Origin of the sequence: Photorhabdus sp. RM96S (assembly GCF_042879335.1) — a bacterium.
In the GTDB taxonomy this organism is placed as follows: domain Bacteria; phylum Pseudomonadota; class Gammaproteobacteria; order Enterobacterales; family Enterobacteriaceae; genus Photorhabdus; species Photorhabdus kayaii.
In genome coordinates this window covers 54,207-75,094 of record NZ_JBHFKT010000028.1, presented here as the reverse complement: position 1 = coordinate 75,094, position 20,888 = coordinate 54,207, and the positions used below count along the sequence as shown (strand labels likewise).

Genomic DNA, 20,888 nt, shown 5'->3' with positions numbered 1-20,888 from the left:
ATAGCGCGGCGGTCCCACCTGACCCCATGCCGAACTCAGCAGTGAAACGCCGTAGCGCCGATGGTAGTGTGGGGTCTCCCCATGTGAGAGTAGGGAACTGCCAGGCTTTAATTTAGCATTGTGTTGCGACAGCAAAGCAACATGAGGCAAAAGTAGCAGAGAGTAGGACAAACTCCGTCTGGAACGGGTTTGAACATCGCGAGTGGCGATGGTCCGAAGGGCAAACGGCAGGAAAGCCGTTTATGAGCTGCTAAGTTTGATATTAAAGTTTTATGTCGTAGCAGCGATATAAATCAAAGAGAATTCGGTGGTGCGGTAGTTCAGTTGGTTAGAATACCGGCCTGTCACGCCGGGGGTCGCGGGTTCGAGCCCCGTCCGCACCGCCACCTTAATTTAGGGGCGTAGTTCAATTGGTAGAGCACCGGTCTCCAAAACCGGGTGTTGGGAGTTCGAGTCTCTCCGCCCCTGCCAGTTATAAGTTAAGTGGCAACTAGGGTAGTTCATAATATTGGTGATCCATATACGCTACTTGAATTAGATTATTGATAAGGCGCTGGCTTTTTGGTCGGCGCCTTTTTTCTAATGGAACTTTGTAAGAAAAACGGATTTGCCTTTACACTAAAAATCCTCTTATGCGAACCTTTTCTCCAGAGATGATCTCACTTGGAAAATTTGTTCCCAAATATTGTCTGGTTCGTAAAGCCAATGTTGCCATCGATTTGAATTCATCATTGATGTTGTTACACATTTTTCAGTTCTCAATGTTATTCGATCTTATAGCAATAAAACCTTTCTTTGTGACTGCTCCCCGCCGCAAAAAACGGCGAGGCTTCCCACTTTTCAGGCCGCCACCGTCTTTATGACGGATTTACGCTGGCCTCCGTGGGCAGAAACGATGAGTCCCGCCGCCTGTAATTCTGTTGTGCCCTTGCGCTGGATGTTGATCGCCGCATTAATATCGCGGTCATGTTCGACATGACAAACCGGGCATTGCCAGATCCGCTTATTTAGCGGCAGTTCTGGCATTTTGTGACCGGAGCCATGGCAGGTTTTCGAGCTGGCGAACCACTGATCCAGTTTGACTAGGTGAACACCTGCCGCCGCGGCTTTGTATTCCAGTTTCATGAGGGAGCCATGTCAGCCCGCATCCCCGATAGCGTGGGCAAGGTGGTGATCCTTCATTATGTTGGCCGATTTCAGCGTCTCAACAATGACCGCTTGGTTTTCGTCAACCATTGTTCGAGAGAGTTTGTGTTGAAATTGGTCGCTCTTAACATATTCAGCGCTCATTGATAGAGTGCATTCATTTTAGCCTATTTTACAGGCAAATATCAATTCAGTCAGGATACGTCGCAGTAGCCAGCCCTAAAGTCCTTTGGGCTTTCAGATTATTGACAAAGTGCTGGTTTTTTATCCGGCCTTTTGTTTTAATTAAGTTCCGTTCACCAAACGGAGCTTGCCGCCATGTTAAGAACACCGCCTCCTCAGACTTTCCCGCCAGAAACGCTTTCGCTTGACGAGCTGGTACCCAAAAATCATCGGGTCCGTAAAATCGATGCCGCTATTGATTTCGAATTTATCCGCGAATGAGTCGCGCCTTTGTATTGTCATAATAATGTCCGACCGGCTATCGATCCCGTTATGTTGCTTAAGATGATGTTACTGAGCTATTTATTTGGCATTCCCAGTGAACGCCGTCTGGTACAGGAAATTCAGGTTAATGTAGCTTATCGCTGGTTTCTGCGCCTCGGACTGACTGAGAAGGTGCCTGATGCTTCGACCCTGAGCCAAAACCGCCGCCGCCATTTCAATCACAGCGAGGTCTTCCAGCAGATTTTTGACCACATTGTTGAGCAGGCGATCGCCAGAGGGCTGGTGGGTGGACGGGTACTCTATACGGACAGTACCCACCTGAAAGCCAGTGCCAATCCACATAAATCTGAGCAGGCGATGCGGTCGGTTCCCCTCAGCGCCTATCTTAACGAGCTGGATAACGCGGTCAATGAAGACCGGGCTATTGCCGGAAAAAAGCTTAAAGCCAGCCCTTAAGGAACGGCAGAGAAAGACGAAGGTCAGTATCCCCGATCCGGAAAGCGGATTTATGCACCGGACCAACAAACCCAGGGGGTTCTTTTACCTTGACCACCGTAGCGTGGATGGAAAAGTCGGCATCATCACCGATACCTACGCCACCCCGGGCAATGTCCACGACAGCCAGCCCTTTATTGGGCGTCTGGCGCGTCAGCTCAAACGATTCTCCCTGGCTCCCCTCGCGGTTGGGCTGGATGCGGGCTATTTTACGGCCCCAGTCTGTTATTTAACGGAACAGTTAGGCGTCATCCCGATAATCGGTTACCGCCGCTCGAATAAGGGGCCGAACGTCTTCCAGAAGAAGCATTTTACCTATGACAAGCAGCAGGACTGCTATGTGTGCCCCCAGGGCGAAAAGTTGATTTATAAAACGACCAGCCGAGAGGGATACCGGCATTATCAGGCTGCGGCGAATATCTGCCAGTACTGCCCGAAACGCGCATCCTGTACGCAGGCCAAAGGGGGCAAAAAGATAACCCGTCATGTCTGGGAGGACAGTAAGGAGCAAGCCAGGGAAAACCGGCTAACGGAGTGGGGTAAAAAGGTTTACAAGCGACGAAAGGAGACGATAGAACGCAGTTTTGCGGATGCGAAACAACATCACGGGCACCGTTATGCCCGTTTTCGCGGGTTGCAAAAAGTGCAAATACAGTGTCTTTTGGCAGCAACCGCCCAAAATATCAAGAAGATAGCATTGCTGATCGCGATGCTGTGTTGTTTTTATCTCTGGAGAGCGAACGTGTCAAATTGCAAGCGAAGCGGAAATAACCCCCTGACGGGCGATTGAATCGGGTCAATGAGGAAAATGAGTTGTATTAGGATTCATCATGAAAAGAACAGACCCCATTATTTTCAATGAGGTTTGTCGGCGGTCTGAAAGCCCTTTGGGCTTTTCGCCTGATATCCCCGCTCTGGCACTGGGCAAGGGTTTACGGCGGTTTTTGCTAATTATCTATTGTCAAAGTGAATTCTTATAGATAACTTTTTAGACTTTTTGGCAATTTTCATACTAGTTAACCCGAATTCTGTTTAAACCGTCACTGAAAAATCGTCTTCTGAGTAGAAAACTTTCAGTGATGGTTTCTTCCATTTAAGGCAGTAAGCAATCAAACCGCCTAAAACGGGCAACATAAATCCTTTTATACCTCGGTGGCGCGAATACTCTATTACACGATCCGCAACAGTGGGAATACCCAGCAGACGTTCACCACCTGATTTCTTGGGAATAGTGACACCTTTCACCGGGGGCGGATAATAGCTGCCCGATGATAAGCGGTTCCACAGTTTATATAGATTCCCTTTTAGGTTTGATTTAAAATCCGCAATGGTTCGACCATCCACTCCCGTCATACCCTGATTGGCTTTGACCAATAACCCGGCACGGTGCACATCCCTTTTATCAATGACAAACGGTTTTGCCTTAACCTCAGCATCTCCTCCTGTCTGACAGTTGGATACTGGGCAAGGCCGCTTGACGTGACCCCTTCGTTCCACATTCATTACAAATATTTCCTCACTATTACGAGTCACTCCGCCCCCGTATCACTCATCGGTACTTTCATACTTGTCAATTTAGTGACTTGCATTTCTCCCTTGACATCGTGATGACGGGTTCCCGCCGTTCCCAGAAAGAGTCCGATACAAAGTCACGCCCACTCTACGCCGGACATCACCTGCGCAGCATTCGGAATTCACTCACAGATTTATCCCGGAAGATAGAAACGCCTAGTTTTGATTTCAAATCTCTTCTTTACGACGCGTCCACATGGGTTCGGTTTTACTCGTCTCTTTGTATCCTACTTGCTGAACTATTGTTCGCACTTTGACCTCAACGCTCACGACTACCGCTCTTTACGGCAGCCGCTTGAGGGGGTTTGAAGCCCGCTTCCGACAGCAGACTTCGGTGGGCCTGCCACTCTCTCTATCCTGAATTTATCCCACTCAGCTTGCATACACTCTTTCATGTTTCGGCGCTTTTTCGTGATGAAAGTGACACTGGTTTTGGCTAAATCGTCAGCGAGCTCCTGACTGAGATACTCCTTGTCGGCGTAAAGATGACGGGGAATACGGATGTTATGACAAACCCGCAAACTGGTGGAATCAATCGAAGCAAAATTCCTATGGGTTTGCCTTTTAATTGAGTCAGATAACTGCATAGTGGCACCAAAACTTTGCTCCTGGAACAGGTTTCTCGTCAATTTCTTATCCAGAATTTGGGTTAGTTAAAGTCCTTCTGAACTAAGTGTCTAGAGGATATATACGAATAGATCTTAGCTAATATTTTGATTGTGAAAATTTTCTTCTTAAGAAAAGTTCGGTTTGAAGGAGAGGATACCTAAAACGATAAGGTGGGAACACTACGTCTGATTCAGGTTATACTATACGTAAGGATTACTTAGTAAATAGGAGCTATATGTGGGAAGATAGCAAAAGTAATCCCACCCTTATGCTCGATCTGAAATTTCTTTCTCCTTTACTATTTTCATTCCTGTTTTCGTATAGTATTGCTATCCATAAATTTTGCAGAACATATATTTGCTAATTAAATGATTTACATGGATGCTTCTTAACCTCTTGTAGGAGTATGTATGATAGGTATTTTTAATAACTGTTGAATGAATGCTTGCTGATCATTCTTTTGTAGCCATATGGCATATAATGGGCGTTCAATTAGTTCAGTATTTGGATAGGAGACCAGCTCTGGATATTCATTTTGCCAGTGTATTGGTAAGAAGGCGGCTCCTCTTACGCTATTGAGTAGTTGGCGGGCTATATGTGCTGAAGTGGTTGTGATGGTGGGTAACTGCTCACTTTTTAAAATCCGTTGTTCCTGATGATGGAAATCAGCTCCCCATTCTAGCTTGATGTAATTTTTAATTTGGTATTTCAGATTTTCTTCTGTTGTTAATAACTTCAAGCAAATATTTCCTAATAATAGGCTTTGGAACTCATCCATTTTGGGTGGTTCGGTAGTGATCAATAGATCTAACTCACGTGAATGAAGCTGTTTAACAAGGGATTGCCGTGTAGAAACCCGGGATTCCAATCTTAAGTCCTGATGTTTTTTATAGAAGCCTTGTAACCAGGAAGTTAAATATGCTTCCCATAGTGATGCAGTGGCACCAATTGTTAATTCAATATGTTGAGAAGCATGCATTATCTCTTTTTTAGCCAATTGCCAGGTGCTCATCAGTGATTCTGCATAGGGAATAAGGCGCTCTCCTGCTGCTGTAAGACGGATGTTATTGCGGTGGCGAGTGAAAAGATGAGTACCTAATTGATTTTCTAGTTGGCGTATGCGAAAGCTAACTGCTGATTGTGTCAGGTACAGTGATTCGGCTGCCCTCCCAAAGTGACGAGTTTTACTGACTTCCAAGAAGGTTTTCAGTAATTCAGTGTCCACATATATCTCCAATAATATTTATCGTTAAGATTTAAATTTTTTGTTTTACAGAACGCTAGGCCTATCTAATACTCCGCGCCATAATTGGCATGATAGTAACAATACTAGAATTAGGAGTGTGTCAGATGGCCGAAAGCTTCATCACGACTAATCGTTTTTTTGATAACAAAAATTATCCTCGCGGGTTCTCCCGCCATGGCGATTTCACCATTAAAGAGGCGCAATTGCTAGAGCGCCATGGTTATGCGTTCAATGAGTTAGATCTTGGTAAACGCGAGCCTCAAACAGAAGTAGAAGAGCTGTTTGTTGCTGTTTGCCGGGGTGAACGGCAGCCTGTGACAATAGAAGAAAAAGTATGGACCAAATATCTTGCAAAGATTAGTCGTCCAAAGCGTTTTCATACTCTTTCAGGCGGTAAGCCCCAGATCGATGCTTCTGATGACTATACCGACACCGATGATTAATATTATCACAAGTTATGAATATTAGGGGCTTTGCCCCTTTTTCATTGCTAACCTGATTGTTTTTGTAATTGTATTAATAATCTGTCCATACTGCGATAGCTTAAGGCTTCCATGATATGTGGTTTTTCTATCTCTTTTTTTTCTTCTAAGTCGGCAAGTGTCCGGGATGTTTTCAGAATTCGGTGCCATGCTCGGATTGAAAGCCCTAGTTTTATTAGAGTTTGTTCTAGAAATACAGCATCGTCAGGTTTGAGCTTACAAAATGTCTCTGTCTCTTTACTATTCAGATGAGCATTAATTTTTCCACACCGTTTTAGTTGTATTTCTCGTGCTGCTAGTACTCTTAATCTTACATCTTTGCTGCTTTCGCTTGGTCTAACAGGGCTACTCAATGTTCCAATGGGTAACAGGGGAACTTCAATTGAGAGATCAAAACGATCCAAGAAAGGACCAGAAAGTTTCGCTAGGTATCGAAGTATTTGCTGAGGACTACTTCGATTTTTAATGCCCTGATGATAGCCTGTAGGGCTAGGATTCATTGCTGCTATCAATTGAACTTGGGCAGGAAAACAAACTTTTGCTCTGGCTCGGGAGATAATTATTTCCCCTGATTCCAGCGGTTCTCTGAGAGCATCAAGGACTCTGCGTTCAAATTCAGGTAGTTCATCTAGAAATAGCACGCCGTTGTGAGCAAGTGAAATTTCACCAGGTTTTGGAAGTCCACCGCCGCCGACTAGAGCTGCCATTGAAGAACTGTGATGAGGCGCTCTAAATGGGCGTGTATGCCATTGTTCAGGTGGAAGGTAGGTATCCACCAAGCTATTGATAGCGGCAATCTCAAGGGCCTCTTTGTTTGTTAATGGTGGTAATAGACTACATAGCCGGCTTGCCAACATTGTTTTTCCTGTCCCTGGAGGGCCAAGTAGCAAAAGATTATGTCCGCCAGCGGCTGTGATTTCTAGGGCGCGTTTTGCTTGTTCCTGGCCAATAATATCCTGTAGATCCGGTTGTGATGGTTCTGTTAAGGATTCATGTTGGATTGGTGCTGTCAGCAGTTGTTGTTCTCCCTGAAGAAAGTGGCAGATATGCAAGAGATGTTCTGTCATTAACGTTTCATTCTGAGATAAAATTGCCAGCTCTATTGCGTTTTCTGTTGGTAGAATAAGTTGTCTTCCTGCTTCTCCTGCGCTGAGTGCGGCTGGAATTGCGCCGTTAACTTTCCGTAAACCCCCGGATAGAGCGAGTTCACCAAGAAATTCGTAATGACTTAGTTTATCGGTAGGTATTTGTTCTGAAGCGGCTAAAATAGCGATAGCGATTGGCAAATCATAACGGCCACCTTCTTTGGGAAGATCTGCGGGTGCAAGATTGACGGTGATTCTTTTAGGCGGATAGGTAAACCCGCTGTTGATCAACGCGCTTCTGACACGATCTCTTGCTTCTTTTACGGCTGTTTCAGGCAAACCAACTAGGGTTAATCCAGGTAAACCATTACTAATATGCGCTTCAACGGTAACAATAGGGGCGTGAATACCTATAGTCGCTCGGGTATAAATAACAGCGAGGGCCATCCTATTCTCCTTAGTAAGAAAGCGTATATGATGGACTGAAATTAGATAATAAATAGTTTTCTATTATTTTTTTGCGAAGCGGCTCTAATAAATATTTTTCGAAGCAACTATAAAAATTTTATTTTGGAATTTAAATCAAATAATTTTTATTTTATTGATTTAAATGGTTTAATTTTTATTATTTTAATGTTTAACTCATTGTATCTATTATCTTTATATTCTTGTTTTGAGGTTTTTTTATTATTTTGGTTATGTTTTTAGATTGATTTTTTATTGGTTGAATTTAATTTAAATTCAAACTTATATATATTTTTACAGTGGATGAATTTAGTATGTTATATCATCATGCTTTATTTTTAATGAGAAGCTTTTGTTACTCAAGTGATTAATAACAAGCTCTTTATTTTTGATTATAGTCGGATGATTTGTTTTTTATGTTATCTATTAATGTGTTGTTTTGTTTATATCTAATCAGTTAGTTTTTATCACTTAAATCGGTTTATTTACTGGATAAATAATCCATATAACAAGTATTTAATTGAAAATAAATAGTATTTTTTTATATCGAGTAATAAAACAAAATAAATGTTGTCAAGCTATGAAGAACGTGATAACTCTTAAATATAGATTAAACAAACCAGTTAAACGACCAAGATTATGAGCACATTTGTCCTAGTGATTAGCCTAATTATTGTCAGCGTGGTGGTGATTATTATCCCACCGTGCGGGGCTGCACTTGGACGAAGAACGGCTTAGAATAACAGCCAGATCTCTCGAAGACCCCCGCACCGAAAGGCGCGGGGGTTTTTTTTCGGCAAGCAAAATCCGGTAGAGACGGAAACATACAACAGAACAAAATTTTGTCTCACAGGGTAAACACAGGGGATATGAAAAATGAACGGGGCGCAGTGGGTTGTAAAGGTATTACGAACGCAAGGGGTTGATAAGGTTTTTGGCTACCCTGGTGGTACGATCATGCCGGTTTATGATGCCTTGTACGATGGTGGGGTGGAGCATTTGCTTTGTCGGCATGAACAGGGGGCAGCTATGGCTGCAATCGGTTATGCGAGAGCCAGTGGTAAGCCGGGAGTTTGTATCGCTACATCGGGACCGGGAGCAACAAACTTAATCACTGGATTAGCCGATGCATTGTTAGATTCTGTTCCTATTGTTGCTATCACTGGTCAAGTTGGTTCTGAATTGATTGGAACTGATGCCTTCCAAGAAGTCGATATTTTAGGCCTCTCCCTTGCTTGTACTAAACACAGTTTCTTAGTGGACTCACTGGAAGATTTACCTCAAATTATGGCGGAAGCCTTTTCTATTGCCACTAGTGGTCGACCTGGCCCAGTTTTGATTGATATTCCTAAAGATATTCAGTTGAAAGAGGGGAATTTGGTACCACATTTGGTACCCGTTGAGCAAAAGGAGCCCTGCTCGGAAAGTGAATTAGAACAAGCTCGGAAAATGATTGCGACTGCGGCAAAGCCAGTGTTGTATGTCGGTGGTGGAGTAGGGATGTCTCAAGCAGTTTCTATTCTGCGAGATTTTGTTGTGGAAACAGGTATGCCGGTTGCTTCTACGTTGAAAGGCTTGGGGGCTGCCGATTCAGAACATCCATGTTATCTGGGAATGCTTGGGATGCATGGTTCGAAAGCGGCCAATCTTGCCGTTCAGTCATGTGATTTGTTGATTGCTGTAGGTGCTCGTTTTGATGATCGTGTGACTGGCAAACTTAATACTTTTGCTCCGTGTGCAAAAATCATTCATCTGGATATCGATCCGGCAGAGTTGGGTAAATTACGTCAGGCTCATGTGTCGTTACTGGGGGATGTAAAGGTATTATTGCCCCGTTTGCAACAGCCATTGTCAATTATGCCCTGGCAACAGGAAGTTAAGTATCTGAAAGCTGAATATCCTTGGTGTTATGACCATCAAGGGGAGAGTATCTATGCGCCTTGGTTATTGAAGCAGGTTTCAGATCGTAAAACATTTAATACGGTTATTACTACCGATGTTGGACAGCATCAAATGTGGACTGCTCAGCATATGACTTTTGATGGGCCTGAAAATTTCATTACGTCTAGTGGATTGGGCTCAATGGGATTTGGTATCCCTGCTGCAATTGGCGCTCAGATTGCTCGACCGGAAGATATGGTGATTTGTGTATCTGGAGATGGCTCTTTCATGATGAATGTTCAAGAATTGGGGACAATTAAACGCAAGCAATTACCAGTAAAAATTTTATTGTTGGATAACCAGCGATTGGGAATGGTGCGGCAATGGCAGGAGCTGTTTTTTGATAAGCGATATAGTGAAACGACATTAACAGATAACCCCGATTTTGTCACATTAGCGAAAGCTTTTGGTATTCCTGGGCAACATATCACAGATAAATCACAGATTGATGAAGCGCTGAATGCATTATTCAGCAGTAAGGGCCCCTATTTATTACAGGTATCTATTGAGGAATTAGAGAACGTTTGGCCGTTAGTTCCTCCCGGTGCAAGCAATGAAACTATGTTGGAGAAATCATTATGATGCAGCATCAACTTGCAATCCATGCTCGTTTCCGTCCTGAAATATTAGAGCGTATCTTACGGGTAACGCGTCATCGTGGATTTCAGATATGTTCAATGAATATGGATCAAACAATGGATGGCGATAATGTTAATATCGAATTAATTGTTGCCAGCCAAAAACCGGTTAATTTGTTGTCTTCACAACTGACTAAATTAGTGGATGTCGCTGGTGTCAAGATCCTGCAACAAAAATCACAACTCATACGTGCATAACGTAGAAATAAAGGAATAAGAGAATGACGAAGCAATCCGATTACATTTGGTTCAATGGTGAGATGGTTCCTTGGGCAGATGCTAAAGTTCACGTGATGTCCCATGCTTTACATTACGGTACATCTGTTTTTGAGGGAATTCGCTGTTATGACTCTCATAAAGGGCCAGTGGTTTTCCGCCATCGTGAGCATATGCAGCGTTTACATGATTCTGCAAAGATTTATCGTATGCCGTTGAACCAGAGTGTCGATGAATTAATGGAGGCGTGTCGGGCAACTCTTCGTAAAAATAATTTAGTCAGTGCTTATATACGTCCATTGGTCTTTATCGGTGATGTTGGTATGGGGGTTAATCCACCTGCCGGCTATAAAACTGATGTCATTATTGCCGCCTTTCCGTGGGGAGCTTATTTGGGAGAAGGCGCATTAGATCAAGGAATTGATGCGATGGTTTCTTCATGGAATCGTGCGGCACCAAACACAATGCCAACTGCGGCTAAAGCCGGTGGTAACTACCTGTCTTCGCTTTTAGTGGGTAGTGAAGCTCGTCGTCGTGGGTATCAGGAAGGTATTGCACTGGATGTTTCTGGTTATATTTCTGAGGGAGCGGGTGAAAATCTATTTGAAGTAAAAGATGGCATATTATTTACCCCACCATTTACCTCCGCTGCATTACCAGGAATTACTCGTGATGCCATTATCAAACTGGCGAAAGATTTAGGGCTGGAAGTGCGTGAGCAGGTATTGTCTCGCGAATCACTGTACCTGGCTGATGAAGTTTTTATGTCTGGCACAGCGGCTGAAATCACACCCGTTCGCAGTGTTGATGATATTCAGGTTGGTATCGGTAGATGTGGACCTATTACCAAAAAAATTCAACAAGCTTTCTTTGGCTTGTTTGATGGCACAACAGATGATAAATGGGGCTGGCTAGATCCAGTCAATCCTTAATAGAACTATAAATAATTTAACGGGCGGTTCGTTCCCCGCCTGTTTTGATAACACGGGAGTGAAGATAATGCCTAAGTACCGTTCTGCCACTACGACTCATGGCCGCAATATGGCAGGAGCTCGCGCTTTATGGCGCGCGACAGGGATGACCGATGCAGATTTCGGTAAACCGATTATTGCAGTAGTTAACTCATTTACTCAGTTTGTTCCAGGGCATGTTCATTTGCGGGACTTAGGTAAACTGGTTGCGGAACAGATTGAAGCATCAGGCGGTGTTGCAAAAGAGTTCAATACTATAGCGGTGGATGACGGTATCGCAATGGGGCATGGTGGTATGCTCTATTCTCTGCCGTCACGTGAATTGATCGCTGATTCTGTTGAATATATGGTGAATGCACATTGTGCGGACGCTATGGTGTGTATTTCCAATTGTGACAAAATTACACCAGGAATGCTGATGGCAGCACTACGTCTGAACATTCCGGTGATTTTTGTTTCCGGTGGTCCTATGGAGGCAGGTAAAACTAAATTGTCAGATCAGATTATTAAATTGGATCTGATCGATGCAATGATCCAAGGCGCGAACCCGAAAGTCAGTGATGAGGATAGCAATCAGATTGAGCGCTCAGCTTGCCCAACCTGCGGTTCATGCTCAGGCATGTTTACTGCTAACTCTATGAATTGTCTGACAGAAGCACTGGGTTTGTCTCAACCGGGGAATGGCTCATTGCTGGCTACTCATGCAGATCGTAAAGTGCTGTTTCTGAATGCAGGCAAGCGCATTGTTGAATTGACTAAGCGTTATTATGAACAAAATGATGACAGTGCTCTGCCGCGTAGTATTGCAACGAAAGCCGCATTTGAAAATGCGATGATGTTGGATATTGCAATGGGTGGTTCAACAAATACTGTGCTTCACTTACTGGCTGCGGCGCAGGAAGGGGAGGTTGATTTCACTATGGCGGATATTGATCGTTTGTCTCGTCAGATCCCTCATCTATGTAAAGTTGCACCAAGTACACAAAAATACCATATGGAAGATGTTCATCGTGCTGGTGGTGTGATCGGTATTTTAGGTGAGCTGGATAGAGCGGGTTTGCTGAATCGTCAGGTTAAAAATGTTTTAGGTCTGGATTTGTTACAAACGCTTAATCAGTACGATGTGATGCAGATGGTAGATGAGTCAGTGAAGGAGATGTATTCGGCAGGTCCTGCGGGTATCCGTACTACTCAGGCATTTTCACAAGATTGTCGCTGGCCTTCGTTGGATACTGACCGTGTAGAAGGGTGTATTCGCGACATTGAACATGCCTATAGTCGGGATGGTGGTCTTGCTGTTCTATTTGGTAATTTGGCTATAGATGGTTGTATTGTAAAAACTGCCGGGGTTGATGAGGGCAGTTTGACGTTCCGTGGGCCAGCCAAAGTTTACGAAAGTCAGGAAGATGCGGTTGATGCGATCTTGGGTGGAAAAGTCGTTGCTGGTGATGTAGTGGTCATTCGTTATGAAGGGCCAAAAGGTGGGCCTGGCATGCAGGAAATGTTGTATCCGACGACTTATCTAAAATCTATGGGGTTAGGTAAAAGTTGTGCATTGATTACCGATGGGCGTTTTTCTGGTGGTACCTCGGGTTTGTCGATCGGTCATGTTTCTCCGGAAGCGGCTAATGGGGGGCTAATCGGTTTGGTTCAAGATGGCGATATCATTGATATTGATATTCCACGGCGGAAAATTCGACTTGATATAGATGAAAGGGTACTTGCTACCCGTAAAGAAGTGGAATTTGCCCGCGGAGACAAAGCGTGGACACCGAAAGCTCGTGAACGTCAGGTATCGTTTGCCCTGAGAGCTTATGCTTCATTGGCGACCAGTGCGGATAAAGGGGCTGTCCGTGATAAATCTAAGTTAGGGGGATAATCGCATGGCTGCATTTCTTCCCTTAACTTCCGCACCAAATGGTGCAGAGTATTTGAAAGCGGCATTAAGTACGCCGGTTTATGAAGTTGCTCAGGTGACGCCCTTGCAGGAAATGGAGAAAATTTCTGCCCGCTTAGGAAATACTATTTTGGTAAAGCGGGAAGATCGGCAACCTGTTCACAGTTTCAAGCTCCGTGGTGCGTATGCCATGATTGCAGGTTTGACTGAGGAACAAAAAAACCGGGGAGTGATTACTGCGTCAGCCGGTAACCATGCTCAGGGGGTTGCACTTTCTGCCAATCGTTTGGGAATAAAATCTCTGATTGTTATGCCGGTTACTACCGCGGATATTAAAGTCGATGCAGTCCGTAGTTTCGGTGGCAAGGCTCTGTTGTATGGTGCTAATTTTGATGAGGCTAAAGCTAAAGCAATAGAAATGGCACAACAGGAGGGCTATACCTTTATTCCTCCGTTTGATCATCCCGCTGTAATCGCAGGTCAGGCAACACTGGCGATGGAACTTTTGCAACAGGATGTGCGCTTGGATCGCATCTTTGTACCTGTTGGTGGTGGTGGCTTGATTGCTGGAGTGGCAGTGTTGATTAAGCAACTGATGCCAGAAATTAAAATCATTGGGGTGGAAGCGGAAGATTCAGCTTGCCTGAAAGCGGCAATGGAAGCTGGACATCCGGTAGATTTACCACGAGTTGGCTTATTTGCTGAGGGTGTTGCTGTTAAGCGTATCGGTGATGAAACATTTCGTTTGTGTCAGCAATATGTGGATGATGTTATCACGGTAGACAGTGATGCTATTTGTGCGGCGGTAAAAGATCTGTTTGAAGATGTACGTGCGATTGCTGAGCCATCCGGTGCATTGGCGCTAGCTGGATTGAAAAAGTATGTTCAGCAGCATCAGCTTAAAGGTGAACGACTGGCACATATTCTTTCTGGCGCTAACGTAAGCTTCCACGGGTTACGCTATGTCTCTGAGCGTTGTGAATTGGGCGAGCAGCGGGAAGCATTGCTGGCAGTGACTATTCCTGAACAGAAAGGGGGTTTCCTGAGTTTTTGCCAGAAATTGGGCGATCGGGTGGTAACAGAGTTTAATTATCGTTATACGGATGCAGATCCTGATCAGGCTTGTCTTTTCGTTGGTGTTCGCCTGAGTCGTGGTGAGGTGGAACGGCGGGAAATTATCGAGGAATTACGTACCGCAGGATATCAGGTTGCTGATCTTTCAGATGATGAAATGGCGAAATTACATGTTCGTTATATGATCGGCGGTCGTCCATCTAAGCCATTGAAAGAGCGCTTGTTTAGTTTTGAATTTCCTGAATCGCCAGGGGCTTTGCTCAAGTTCTTACAAACTTTGGGAACTCACTGGAATATTACGTTATTCCATTATCGCAATTATGGTACAGATTATGGCCGGGTATTAGCTGCATTTGAATTGTCAGGAGCGGAAGTGCGTTTTGAGCGTCATCTTGATGCATTAGGCTATGCGTATCACGATGAGACGGATACCCCCGCGTTTAAATTCTTTTTAATGTGCCAGGCGTCTGAAGCAGCCGGAGGTTGATCGGTGTCTTGGTAATGAAAAAACATGTTCTATAAAACGACAAAATAGCGCCTGGATAAGGTGCTATTTTGACAAGATTTAATATTCGCCTAGGTTCCATTGGAAAGAGCTCTATAATAAATTCTTTGATTATTGTGCTATTTCTTTTCTCCAACAGTGGGTTTTGCCAACCAGATAAAGATCAGCAAGATCAGAAAAATAAAGCCAAATAGCCAATAAATCTCGTTAGCAGCAATAATCAATCCCTGATTAGTGATTTCACGTGCCAGAGAGTGACTGACTTGGGCGTGTGACATCCCTAGTTGTTCCATTTTTTCATAGGCTTGTTGAGCAATAGGATTATGGGGAGTTATCGATTCAGTTAACTGAACGTGGTGGACAGCTTCGCGACGGGACCACATGGTGGTGGTAATTGAAGTACCTACGGATGTTGCCAGCGTGCGTAAAAAGTTGAACAAGCTACCAGCAGAGGCGATTTTAGCGGGTTCAACGTCAGATAATATAATGGCTGTTAGTGGCATAATTAAACAGGCGATAGCAAAGCCCTGAATAAATTGTGGCCAGGCAGCGGTGGCAAAGTCCATTGATAGCTCAAAGGTATTCGTTCTCCAAAAGAAACAGAGTGCAAAAATGATAAAGCTAAACATAACTAAATAACGCATATCAATTTTTGAACTAAAACGACCAATGAGTGGAACGAGCATTATCGGCACTATTCCTAATGGAGCCATGACCAATCCTGCCCAAGTGGCTGTATAACCAAATACCATTTGCAATAGTTGAGGCTGCAAAACCAGAGTGCCTATATGGAGTAGGAAAGCCAAACTGATACATAAAGTACCGATAGTAAAATTACGTGATTTAAATAGTGATAAATCAATGATCGGATCATCATCGGTGAATTCCCAGATGATCAGGAAAGTTATGGCAATAACTGCGATAATGGCTAATGCAATAATTTCTGTTGAGTTGAACCAGTCAAGCTCTTTTCCTCTATCAAGCAATAGCTGAAAACAACCAACACCGATGACCAATAAAATTAGTCCTACGATATCAATTGACCTAGCCGTTGTTTCAGTTTCCCGGTCTTTTAACAGCATCCAGGTGATAGCAATGGCAGCAAAGCCAACTGGAACATTGATGAGAAAGATCCATCCCCAATGGTAATTGTCGCTGATCCAACCGCCGAGTATCGGACCACAAACCGGAGCGATAACGATAGTCATTGACCACAGTGCCAATGCCATATTGCGTTTTAGCGGAGGATAGTTGTTGAGTAGCAAACTTTGCGAAAGGGGCATAATTGGCCCGGCTGAGATACCTTGTAGAACGCGGGAAATGATCAACATTTCCAAGCTATTAGCAATACCACATAACCAGGAAGTGATCACAAACAAGATCATTGAAATTAAGAAAACCCGGACTTCCCCGAACCGTTTTGCTAACCAGCCAGTTAATGGAATAGAGATCGCGTTAGCAACAGCAAATGAAGTAATTACCCAAGTACCTTGTGATACTGATGAACCCAGATCTCCAGCAATTGTTGATATTGCAACGTTAGCAATAGTCAGATCCAATATTTGTAAAAAAGCGGCTAATGCTAAAGCCAGGGTTAGCCAGCCAAGTTTGGCTCCTGATAATGGCTCTTTGAGCATGTTAACCTCACTTATTTTGACTGGTATTAACTTGAATGATTTCGTTAATTAGCTGATCAATTTCTCCGGTGTTGTAAGTTAAGATGTTGGTTTCATAAACAATGCGATTACGAGGCGTGTCGGCAAGCACCAGACCATCCCGATTTCGGGTATCAACCGTGGCGTGCATGGATAAACCGATGCGTAAGGGATGATCGATAAGTTGTTGTGCTTCTAGTTCAACACGGACAGGTAAACGTTGAACCACTTTGATCCAGTTACCGGTGGCATTTTGTGCTGGTAATAAAGAAAATGCACTGCCAGTTCCCATATCAAGACCAACGATCTGACCTCTATAAATGACATCATTGCCATAGAAATCGCTAATCAGTGTTACGGATTGACCAATACGGACATTGGCGAGTTGAACTTCTTTAAAGTTAGCTTCGACCCAAAGTTGGTCAGCGGGTACGATAACCATCAATGGAGCGCCACTTTTTATTTGTGAGCCTACTTGAACACTGCGGCGTGAAACGTATCCTGTTACCGGCGCTACAATCTGGGTGCGCTGTAAGGTTAACCATGCATCGCGGAGTTGAGAAGCGGCCAGTTTAATGGCAGGTTGTTGATTTAATGGGGTGTCTATAACTAGTGCTTTGTTAGCATAATATTGTTGTCGGGCAATATTTAGCTCAGATTTTGCCACTTGCACGCTATTGCGGGAATGAATCAGATTTTCTTTGGCGATAGCACCTGTGAGTCCCAGATGTTCACGTCGTTTTAAATCATCCTGAGCCTGTTGTAATGCCGTTTGTTTGAGCGCAATATTAGCCAATAGTTTTTCATTATCAATAATGGTTTGGTGAGTTTGTCTGACATTATTAGCCAATATATTTTTCGCTCGCTCAAAAGCATGTTCCGCATCAATAGAGTCTAAACGTAGCAAAATATCGCCTTGCTGAACGAAGTCGGTATTATCAGCATAAATAGCGGTTACGCTGCCGGTGATCTGGGCCATTACTTGTACCTGATTACCAACAACATAAGCATCATCAGTTGCTTGATAATGACGTAATGAAATAAGCCAATAGGTGAAGTAACCTAACCCGGCAAAAACAAATAAGAGAGTTGCGAGGATCAGTGCTAACTTACGTTTTGACTTTTTCTCATTAAGCGGAGGGGGTTGTATTTCTCCGGTCATGTGTTCTCTCCCATCACAGTGATTAAAAATAAATTTGTCTTAATTAATGTGCTTATATTTGATTAAACACCTTGGAGTCGACTACAAGGTCAAGCCCTTCTCATCTGATAAAATGAAAATTGCTAATATTTAGCACTTAACGCCAAGAGCATGATTTAATATTAAAATTGTTTATTATCGTTATTAACATTTATCAGAGAGGCTGGATTGTCTATCTGGTAATGATTAACAGTATTTTGTGTCAGTACCCAGAACATTTATCTGGGTACAAATAATCACAGAATAGGGATACGAAGCCATTGATGTTAATTATTTAACTGACTCAGGCAGTCATTCCTCCATCAATAACGAATGTTTGCCCGGTGATGTAGCGTCCTCCGGGGCTGAGCAGGAAATTGATTGCCAGAGCAATATCTTCCACTGAACCTAAACGGCCCAATGGAATGGTAGATAATAGTTTTTTCCTGTGTGATGCAGGGATATGATCCAACATTTCAGTATCAATCAAGCCTGGCGCAACGGTATTGACTCGAACATTAAATCGGCCAACTTCAACCGCTAACGAGCGGGTAATACCGATCATAGCGGCTTTGGTTGCAGCGTAGTTAACTTGCCCTGAGTTGGCTTTAAACGCAGTGACTGAGCTCATGTGGATAATGCAGCCTTCTCCCGCAGTAATCATTTCAGGGAGAAAAGCGTGATTGACTAAATAAACAGAAGAAAGATTGGTAGAAATTACATTGTGCCACTCTTCTTCTTTCATATTTATCAGTAATGCATCTTGTGTAATTCCGGCGTTATTGATGATGGCATAGGGAGAGCCATATTGTGAGACAAGCTCTGTTGACAATGTTTTGACTTCTTCGGCGTTTGAGACATCACATTGATAGCCCTCACAGCGATAACCTTGCTGTTCAATTTCCTGACATAATGTTTGAGCTTCATTTGTGCTTGATTTATAGGTAAAAACCACGTGATAGTTCTGAGCAGCCAGCATTTTTACTATGCCTTTGCCGATACCACGTGATCCTCCTGAAATAAAAACCCAAGGGGTGCTGATACTCATTAAGTTATTCCTCTAAATTTTTGCCATCCGTTTGCCAATACCGCATTCATCAAATCTTAGTTGGCAATCTGCTTTCTTTTTGTTGTTCCCATCAGACTCATCTCAACAACTAAAGAGATTTCGCCATTCAGCCAGATTGGGATTTCCAACGTACCGTATAACGAACCATCAACGTCGAATGTATCTTTTGGTAGGATCGTATATTCGATATTTGGCATTTCATCTGGGATTTGGCGATTAAGCAGCGCTGGAGAGAAACTCACAGTGTGCATAACATGCAAAACAATGAGATCTTTGAGGCATGTTTCATCATGTTCTTGTTTGCCAAAATAGGTTTTAAATTCTGTTGCTAGTGCAGTTTTGGCACTTTGCTGCATAAAAAGATAAAACATCAGAGCATCAAGAAAGATCCAGAATTCATTGACTTCCGGAAAGGTATGTTTAAATTCGATGGATTTTTTTATTGTCTCTTGTATGGGAACTTGGCAACGTGGTTTTTCGGGAAAGCTAGTTTTTTGTGAAAAATCGAAACAACTATAGTGACCAACTAGAGGTTTCAGGTTGGTTGTTTCGTCTTGCAGATTAAAGGTCGTTTTCCCATTTCGGTCAGTGTGCTTAGTTTTGACGCAATAGCAGGCATCCAGAGGTACGGGATTGCGTAAATTAACGTGCCACTGTCTGCCCATTTCCCCATTTGGTTGTGACAGGTAATCATATCCGCTTTTGAGCGGGATCATTGCCAGCATGCCGTGTACTGCAATACCACCCAACCCGACTTCTCTAGCGATTTTCTCATCAAAATGGATAGGATTGTAGTCGCCAGAGAATTTAGCCCATTGACTGAGATCTTCTTTACGAAATTGAACGTTCATCTGTCGGCTTTCCTGAAAATAAGTGCACAGTTTGTGCCACCAAATCCGTAGTTAACATTTAAAGCAGTGTCAACAATTTGGTGAGTTCGGTGGATATTGGGGACATAATCCAGATCGCATAGCGGATCAGGATTATTCAAGTGCATCGTTGCGGGAATCGTTGCTGTCTCTATCGCTTTGAGACAGAAAATGGATTCAATTGCTCCGGCTCCGGCAATAAGATGGCCTGTATAGGATTTTGTACTGGAAATAGGGATACGATAAGCGTGCTCGCCCAGGCTTATTTTTAGAACATCGGTTTCGTTAATGTCGTTTAATGGGGTTGATGTCCCATGAGCATTAATATAGTGAATATCTGAGGTGGAGAGCTTGGCCTGTTCCAGCGCCATCTGAATCGCCATGACCCGTCCTTTGCAATCTGGTGCCGGGGCTGTCATATCTGACGCATCAGAGTTATTGCCATAGCCAATCACTTCCGCCAGTATTTTTGCTCCCCTGGCAACAGCGCTGTCATAGTCTTCAAGGCATAATATTGCGGCACCCTCCGACATAACAAAACCACTACGATCTTTACTGAATGGGCAGCAGGCATTTTCGACAGATTCCTGTTCTTTACTCAATGCTCCAAGAATGTCGATACTCCAAACAATGAATGGATCTCTGATGCTTTCACCGCCCCCTGCTAGCATCATTTTAGTGCGTCCACTGCGGATAAGTTCAAACGCATCACCTATCGCCATACTGCCAGTTGCACAAGCTGCAACCGGGGTATTTTGATATCCTCGTAAATTCCAGTTCATTGAAATTGCCGCTGTCCCTACGCTGTGCATAGACATAATATTGGTCATAGGTGAAGCAATGCCTTGATCAGCATAGGAATGGCTGTTTTCAACGGTTGCATCTTCTCCACCCCAACCAGTGCCAAAAATGACGCCGCGTTCAAAAGGAGAATAATTTTCGTCAAGAGCGGCTTTATCGTGACCAAATGCCATCTTGATTGCTTCATCCGCAGCAATCAGCCCAAGTTTGCTGAATTTGGGCAGGTTCTTTAATAACTTTTTGGAAAACCGAGAGACATCAGGAGAAAAAGGGATATTGCCGAAAAACTTTGCTACGACAGAAGCGTCTGGGTGGTCCTCCTTTTTGTAGCCTACACGGTAGCTTAGAATTGCATCCCAAATTTCTTGGGTATTTTGCCCAAGCGAACAGATAGAACCATAGCCTGTGACGGCAACGCGGTGATAGCCTGTTTGAATATTCATGAAACATTATCTCCAAAATTTATTTCCTGGTGACATGCTTTATTTTTAATACAACCAAATAATAGGATTGGCAGATAAAAGC

General features: G+C 43.6%; 14 protein-coding genes, 2 tRNA genes, 1 rRNA gene and 4 pseudogenes. 11 read left to right on the top strand and 10 right to left on the bottom strand.

Annotated elements, in window-relative coordinates; all coding sequences use genetic code 11:
• The 3 genes from rrf to ACGF49_RS16890 form a co-directional block, all read left to right on the top strand.
• Window positions 1–106 (top strand): 5S ribosomal RNA (gene rrf, locus ACGF49_RS16900); the annotation flags it as partial.
• A gap of 203 nt (window positions 107–309) precedes the next feature.
• Window positions 310–386 (top strand) — tRNA-Asp (locus ACGF49_RS16895).
• A gap of 9 nt (window positions 387–395) precedes the next feature.
• Window positions 396–471: transfer RNA gene (locus tag ACGF49_RS16890), tRNA-Trp, on the top strand.
• Between the two features lie 369 nt (window positions 472–840).
• On the opposite strand, the pseudogene ACGF49_RS16885 reads toward ACGF49_RS16890, so the two are convergent.
• Window positions 841–1,260 (bottom strand): annotated as a pseudogene (locus tag ACGF49_RS16885) (RNA-guided endonuclease InsQ/TnpB family protein); the annotation flags it as partial.
• A 204-nt stretch (window positions 1,261–1,464) separates the two neighbouring features.
• Here ACGF49_RS16885 and ACGF49_RS16880 point away from each other — a divergent pair.
• Window positions 1,465–2,859 (top strand): annotated as a pseudogene (locus tag ACGF49_RS16880) (IS1182 family transposase).
• Window positions 2,860–3,120: 261 nt separating this feature from the next.
• Here ACGF49_RS16880 and ACGF49_RS16875 read toward each other — a convergent pair.
• The 3 genes and pseudogenes from ACGF49_RS16875 to hdfR form a co-directional block, all read right to left on the bottom strand.
• Window positions 3,121–3,258 (bottom strand): annotated as a pseudogene (locus ACGF49_RS16875) (IS982 family transposase); the annotation flags it as partial.
• A gap of 749 nt (window positions 3,259–4,007) precedes the next feature.
• A pseudogene (locus tag ACGF49_RS16870) lies at window positions 4,008–4,261 on the bottom strand (transposase); the annotation flags it as partial.
• 396 nt (window positions 4,262–4,657) lie between these two features.
• Window positions 4,658–5,494, bottom strand: coding sequence for an HTH-type transcriptional regulator HdfR (gene hdfR, locus ACGF49_RS16865; protein ID WP_228902963.1), 837 nt, complete (start codon window positions 5,492–5,494; stop codon window positions 4,658–4,660).
• A 125-nt stretch (window positions 5,495–5,619) separates the two neighbouring features.
• On the opposite strand from hdfR, the gene ACGF49_RS16860 reads away from it, so the two are divergent.
• Window positions 5,620–5,958: a DUF413 domain-containing protein gene (locus tag ACGF49_RS16860; RefSeq protein WP_112877337.1), complete on the top strand. Its 339-nt coding sequence runs from the start codon at window positions 5,620–5,622 to the stop codon at window positions 5,956–5,958.
• Window positions 5,959–6,005: 47 nt separating this feature from the next.
• Here ACGF49_RS16860 and ACGF49_RS16855 read toward each other — a convergent pair whose 3' ends face one another.
• The gene (locus tag ACGF49_RS16855; protein WP_113042845.1) at window positions 6,006–7,529 is read right to left on the bottom strand and encodes a YifB family Mg chelatase-like AAA ATPase; all 1,524 of its coding nucleotides are present in this window, start codon (window positions 7,527–7,529) and stop codon (window positions 6,006–6,008) included.
• Window positions 7,530–8,186: 657 nt separating this feature from the next.
• Between ACGF49_RS16855 and ilvL the strand changes: the two genes are divergently transcribed.
• From ilvL to ilvA, 6 genes are all read left to right on the top strand, one after another.
• Window positions 8,187–8,285, top strand: coding sequence for an ilv operon leader peptide (gene ilvL / locus ACGF49_RS16850; protein WP_113042847.1), 99 nt, complete (start codon window positions 8,187–8,189; stop codon window positions 8,283–8,285).
• 138 nt (window positions 8,286–8,423) lie between these two features.
• Window positions 8,424–10,070 (top strand): acetolactate synthase 2 catalytic subunit, encoded by a 1,647-nt coding sequence (gene ilvG / locus ACGF49_RS16845; protein ID WP_113042848.1) that lies wholly within the window; start codon window positions 8,424–8,426, stop codon window positions 10,068–10,070.
• Window positions 10,067–10,324, top strand: coding sequence for an acetolactate synthase 2 small subunit (ilvM, locus tag ACGF49_RS16840; protein ID WP_011148754.1), 258 nt, complete (start codon window positions 10,067–10,069; stop codon window positions 10,322–10,324). Before ilvG ends, ilvM begins: the two co-directional genes overlap by 4 nt.
• Before the next feature lie 23 nt (window positions 10,325–10,347).
• Window positions 10,348–11,274: a branched-chain amino acid transaminase gene (locus ACGF49_RS16835; RefSeq protein ID WP_011148753.1), complete on the top strand. Its 927-nt coding sequence runs from the start codon at window positions 10,348–10,350 to the stop codon at window positions 11,272–11,274.
• 67 nt (window positions 11,275–11,341) lie between these two features.
• A complete protein-coding gene (gene ilvD / locus ACGF49_RS16830) occupies window positions 11,342–13,192 on the top strand; it encodes a dihydroxy-acid dehydratase (protein ID WP_113042850.1) in 1,851 nt (616 codons plus the stop codon).
• 4 nt (window positions 13,193–13,196) lie between these two features.
• Complete coding sequence (ilvA, locus tag ACGF49_RS16825) at window positions 13,197–14,771, top strand: threonine ammonia-lyase, biosynthetic (protein ID WP_113042852.1); 1,575 nt, start codon at window positions 13,197–13,199, stop codon at window positions 14,769–14,771.
• A gap of 137 nt (window positions 14,772–14,908) precedes the next feature.
• Here ilvA and ACGF49_RS16820 read toward each other — a convergent pair whose 3' ends face one another.
• The 5 genes from ACGF49_RS16820 to ACGF49_RS16800 all read right to left on the bottom strand — a co-directional run bounded on the left by ACGF49_RS16820 (window position 14,909) and on the right by ACGF49_RS16800 (window position 20,806).
• Window positions 14,909–16,426, bottom strand: coding sequence for a DHA2 family efflux MFS transporter permease subunit (locus ACGF49_RS16820; RefSeq protein ID WP_113042854.1), 1,518 nt, complete (start codon window positions 16,424–16,426; stop codon window positions 14,909–14,911).
• Window positions 16,427–16,433: 7 nt separating this feature from the next.
• Window positions 16,434–17,606, bottom strand: a complete 1,173-nt coding sequence (gene emrA, locus ACGF49_RS16815) for a multidrug efflux MFS transporter periplasmic adaptor subunit EmrA (protein WP_271859507.1) — start codon at window positions 17,604–17,606, stop codon at window positions 16,434–16,436.
• A gap of 322 nt (window positions 17,607–17,928) precedes the next feature.
• Window positions 17,929–18,672, bottom strand: coding sequence for a 3-oxoacyl-ACP reductase FabG (gene fabG / locus ACGF49_RS16810; protein ID WP_271859506.1), 744 nt, complete (start codon window positions 18,670–18,672; stop codon window positions 17,929–17,931).
• 56 nt (window positions 18,673–18,728) lie between these two features.
• On the bottom strand, window positions 18,729–19,544 hold the full coding sequence (locus ACGF49_RS16805) for a MaoC/PaaZ C-terminal domain-containing protein (protein WP_228902329.1): 816 nt from the start codon (window positions 19,542–19,544) through the stop codon (window positions 18,729–18,731).
• A complete protein-coding gene (locus ACGF49_RS16800) occupies window positions 19,541–20,806 on the bottom strand; it encodes a beta-ketoacyl-[acyl-carrier-protein] synthase family protein (RefSeq protein ID WP_113042860.1) in 1,266 nt (421 codons plus the stop codon). Before ACGF49_RS16800 ends, ACGF49_RS16805 begins: the two co-directional genes overlap by 4 nt.
• Window positions 20,807–20,888: the final 82 nt, after the last annotated feature.

Excerpts from the sequence above, each read along its gene's own strand:
- ACGF49_RS16860 (WP_112877337.1), top strand. The coding sequence starts at position 5,620 with ATGGCCGAAAGCTTCATCACGACTAATCGTTTTTTTGATAACAAAAAT.
- ACGF49_RS16855 (WP_113042845.1), bottom strand. The coding sequence starts at position 7,529 with ATGGCCCTCGCTGTTATTTATACCCGAGCGACTATAGGTATTCACGCC.
- ilvL (WP_113042847.1), top strand. The coding sequence starts at position 8,187 with ATGAGCACATTTGTCCTAGTGATTAGCCTAATTATTGTCAGCGTGGTG.
- ilvG (WP_113042848.1), top strand. The coding sequence starts at position 8,424 with ATGAACGGGGCGCAGTGGGTTGTAAAGGTATTACGAACGCAAGGGGTT.
- ilvM (WP_011148754.1), top strand. The coding sequence starts at position 10,067 with ATGATGCAGCATCAACTTGCAATCCATGCTCGTTTCCGTCCTGAAATA.
- ACGF49_RS16835 (WP_011148753.1), top strand. The coding sequence starts at position 10,348 with ATGACGAAGCAATCCGATTACATTTGGTTCAATGGTGAGATGGTTCCT.
- ilvD (WP_113042850.1), top strand. The coding sequence starts at position 11,342 with ATGCCTAAGTACCGTTCTGCCACTACGACTCATGGCCGCAATATGGCA.
- ilvA (WP_113042852.1), top strand. The coding sequence starts at position 13,197 with ATGGCTGCATTTCTTCCCTTAACTTCCGCACCAAATGGTGCAGAGTAT.
- ACGF49_RS16820 (WP_113042854.1), bottom strand. The coding sequence starts at position 16,426 with ATGCTCAAAGAGCCATTATCAGGAGCCAAACTTGGCTGGCTAACCCTG.
- emrA (WP_271859507.1), bottom strand. The coding sequence starts at position 17,606 with ATGACCGGAGAAATACAACCCCCTCCGCTTAATGAGAAAAAGTCAAAA.
- fabG (WP_271859506.1), bottom strand. The coding sequence starts at position 18,672 with ATGAGTATCAGCACCCCTTGGGTTTTTATTTCAGGAGGATCACGTGGT.
- ACGF49_RS16805 (WP_228902329.1), bottom strand. The coding sequence starts at position 19,544 with ATGAACGTTCAATTTCGTAAAGAAGATCTCAGTCAATGGGCTAAATTC.
- ACGF49_RS16800 (WP_113042860.1), bottom strand. The coding sequence starts at position 20,806 with ATGAATATTCAAACAGGCTATCACCGCGTTGCCGTCACAGGCTATGGT.